Source organism: Pseudactinotalea sp. (genome assembly GCF_048594945.1).
GTDB lineage: Bacteria > Actinomycetota > Actinomycetes > Actinomycetales > Beutenbergiaceae > Pseudactinotalea.
Map to the genome: position 1 here is coordinate 1 of NZ_JBMDXJ010000503.1, position 3600 is coordinate 3600.

2 protein-coding genes and 1 pseudogene are annotated in these 3600 nt (G+C 69.6%); 1 reads left to right on the plus strand and 2 read right to left on the minus strand.

Annotation, left to right across the window (positions count from 1 at the left end):
• Positions 1–112: 112 nt before the first annotated feature.
• Positions 113–1399, minus strand: coding sequence for an ABC transporter substrate-binding protein (locus ACOJSN_RS22760; RefSeq protein ID WP_420114769.1), 1287 nt, complete (start codon positions 1397–1399; stop codon positions 113–115).
• Positions 1400–1510: 111 nt separating this feature from the next.
• Positions 1511–2569 (minus strand): LacI family DNA-binding transcriptional regulator, encoded by a 1059-nt coding sequence (locus tag ACOJSN_RS22765; RefSeq protein ID WP_420114770.1) that lies wholly within the window; start codon positions 2567–2569, stop codon positions 1511–1513.
• A gap of 219 nt (positions 2570–2788) precedes the next feature.
• On the opposite strand from ACOJSN_RS22765, the pseudogene ACOJSN_RS22770 reads away from it, so the two are divergent.
• Positions 2789–3600, plus strand: a pseudogene (locus ACOJSN_RS22770) (Tat pathway signal sequence domain protein); the annotation flags it as partial.

Genomic DNA, 3600 nt, shown 5'->3' on the forward strand with positions numbered 1-3600 from the left:
TCAGCTCTGCGGGCCACCGCCCCCACCTCCCGCCGCGCCGGCGAGTGCGGTCCCACGCGAGCTCCGCGAGTGGGACCACACTCACCACCACCGGCATTGGGTGGGACTGCACTCACCCGAGCGTGGACTCGGCGAAGGTGAACCACTGCTCGGCAGCCTCCTCAGGCGTCACCGTGCCGTAGCCGATCTCGTCCGCCAGCCGCATGAACTCGGCCTCGATGCTGCCCGACCCTGCCACCGAGGGCGGCGTGCGACCGGTGAGGAACTCCGACAGGCCCTGCTCGTACTCCGCGGTCTGGACATCAAGCTCGTTCTGCTCGACTCCCTCGAGGGCGGCTGAGGAGGCCGGCACGCCGCGCGAGAAGCCGAAGATCGCACCGACCTCCGGCGAGTTGGTGATGAAGTCGACGAACTCTGCCGCCACGTCGGGGTTCTCGGAGTGCTGTGAGATCGAGAGCAGCAGCCCCGGCTTGAGGAACATGCCGCTCTGCTCGGTGTTCGAGGGGACCGGCAGCATCGTGTACTGGTGCCCGGCGCTGCCCTCGGTGAATCGCGTGAGGAAGTTGGACCAGCTGATGTCCGCACCGATCTGGCCAGAAGCGATGCCGTCGCCCTCGATCTGAGCCGACCGTTCGAGCGGGATGAACGCCCCGTTGGCGAAGTTCGGCACGCTCCGCTCCCACCACCGAGTGAGGTCCTGGGGCTCGAACGCCAGCGCGCCGGAGTCGTCGAAGAACTCCAGCCCCTCCTGCTGAAGCCACATCTGGAACGCCACGAGGATCTTCGTGTAGTTGGTCGAGCCGTACACCACCGGATCGGAGTCGGCACCGGCGGCAGCGATCTCGGCCAGGTACTCGTCGTAGTCATCCCAGGTCAGTGGCGCTTCGGGCACCGCAACGCCGAGGGTGTCCACCACGTCGTTGTCGACGAACACCGCCAGCGTGCTCTGCCCGGTGGGGATGCCGTAGGTCTCCCCGTTGAGCTGGGCAGCGGGCAACAGACCCTCGGAGATCGTGGAGACGTCGATCGTCTCGCCCATGTACTCGTCCAACGGAAGCAGCCATTGACGGCTGACGAACTCATCGAGCACCGGCAGGTCCATCTGGACCACGTCCGGGAGGCTGCCGGCTGCCCCTTCGGTGTTGCGCGCGGTCCAGTAGTCCGACATCGCCGAGAATTGGGTCTGGATCGTCACGTTCGGGTGCTCGGCCGTGAAGAGGTCGATCGCCTCCTCGTAGCGGTCGGCCCGGGAGTTGTCACCCCAGAACGTGAACAGCAGCGTGACGTCCTCGCCCGCGTCCGGCTCGCCGCCGCCGCCGCCATTGCACGCGCTCAACGCGAGTGCTGCCGCCGCCACTGCTCCGGCCGCGGCCCACACGCGGCGCTTCCTCGATGCCATCACAGAGCCTCCTTGCTCGCCGTCGCCTCTCGACGGCCCGCGGCGATCCTCGGATGATCCGGCCGCGCCTGAGCAGAAACCGACAAAACCGGTCAGCCTCGAGCCGAGCGATCAGCGCGCGCCGCCGCAGGAGTCACGCACCATCAGGCGAGGAAGCAGGTCGAGGTGCCGGGGCGAGCGGGCCTCATCCGGCGTTGCGAGGTGATCGAGCAGCAGCCGCAGGCCCTCGCGACCGAGCTCGTGACGTGGCGGACTCACGGCCGTCAGCGGCACCGCGCACAGGTCGGCGAACTCGTCGTCGTACGCGATGATCGCGAGGTCGCCTGGCACATCGACGCCCCGGTCGAGGGCGAGCTCGACCAGTCGGGTGGCGTGGTCATCGGTGTGGACGAGCACGGCGCGGGTGCCGGAACTGCGGCACTCCCGCAGCAGCCGTTCGAGCATCTCGCCCACGCCGGGCCGGTCCTCCTCCGACTTCGGCAGCGACAGGTCCGGCGCCGGCCGCAGTCCGAGCCGCTCCACGGCCGCCCGGTGGCCGGCCCGCACCGAGGATGCGGTCGGCGTCCGGTCGAAGACGGCGATCGCCACGGCATCGTGGCCCAGTCGAGCGAAGTGCTCGACGGCGAGCGCAGCTCCGTAGGCATGGTCCGTGCGCACATAGTCGTACGGCTGCACAGCCGAGGTCGCGAACCTCCGCTCGAGGATGACGCACGGCACCGGGATCGAGCTGACCCACTCGGCGATCTCGTCCTCGTCCCGATCGCGCGTGGTCGGCGCGATCAGCAGCCCCTCGACCCCCAGCGAGAGCAGCCTGCGCACCTGCCGCTCCTCGATCTCGTGCACGTAGTCGGTGCCGCCGAGCACGAGCCGCACGCGCCGCGATGCGGCCACCGACTCCGCGCCGCGCACGGCAGCGGCGAAGTGGCCCGTGGGGCTCGGGACCACCAGCCCCGCGAGTGTGCGTGCCGGAGCCGGCTCACGCTCTGCGGTCAACGCGATCGCGCCACCGTGCACCCGCGCGAGGAGACCCTGCCGATCCAGCTCCACCACGTCGCGCCGGATCGTCACCTCGGACACCCCGAGTGCCTCCGCGACATCGGCGGAGCGCACGCTTCCGCGCAGCTGCAGCTCACGCAGCAGGAACTCGTGGCGCGCCCGTGGCAGCCGCATCGCCCTCACCTCCCGCCCGGATCGTGCCTGATGGCGGGAGCAGGATCTCGCAAAACCGCCAGAACCGTTCACCGCTGCTCGGAAATGTCCGTTCTCGGCTGCGACTGCCGCTGAACGACCACCGTGCTGTACGCGAGTGGTGCCCACCGACGGTCGCGGCTCGTTCCCACACCGACGTGAAGGAGCACCGTGGTCCACCCCACGCGACGAACCGTTCTCATGTCCACGCTGGCCGCGAGCGCCGCCGGCACCCTCGCCGCCTCGCTGGAACCGGCGCCCGCCGCCGCAGCTCCGGCTGCCGGCGTGCCACGCTCACCGGATCCAGCGGATCCGGTGGACATCCGCTGGCTCGACGGCGCTGCTCCGGAAGCGCTCGCTGCAGGCGCCACGTGGGGTGTCCCGTGGCCGCGCGGCACCCTCGCGGAGGACCAGCCGCTGGCCATGACCGCCGACGACGGCGCGCCCGTGCCGCTGCAGAGCTGGATCACCGGGTGGTGGCCCGATGGCTCCGTCAAGTGGACGGCCCATGCGATCAGCGAGGCAGCACCGCGTGCCGACGCCTACGCGCTGAGCACCGGCGATCCCGCTCGACCACAGACCCCGGTGACCGTGACCACCGGGCGCCGGGACGTCGTCGTCGACACGGGTCCGATCCAGGTGACGTTCGCGACCAAGGGTGAGGAGGTCATCACCTCGATCGCTCGCAACGGCCATGTGATCGCACGGGCGGGCACGCTCGTGGCCTCTCGGCAGGACACACCCAGCACCGACGATCCCGACCGGCCCAAGACCGAGCGGTTCATCAGCCACATCGAGAAGGTTGAGGTCGAGCAGGAAGGACCGGTGCGCGCCGTCGTCAGAGTTGAAGGCGTGCATCGCAAGGGCGGGAGGTCGTGGCTGCCCTTCGTGCTGCGGTGGTACCTGTATGCAGGATCGGAGGCGATCCGCCTCGTGCACACCTTCATCTTCGACGGCAAGGCGAAGAAGGACTTCATCAATGGCCTCGGCGTACGGTTCGACGTCCCGATGCA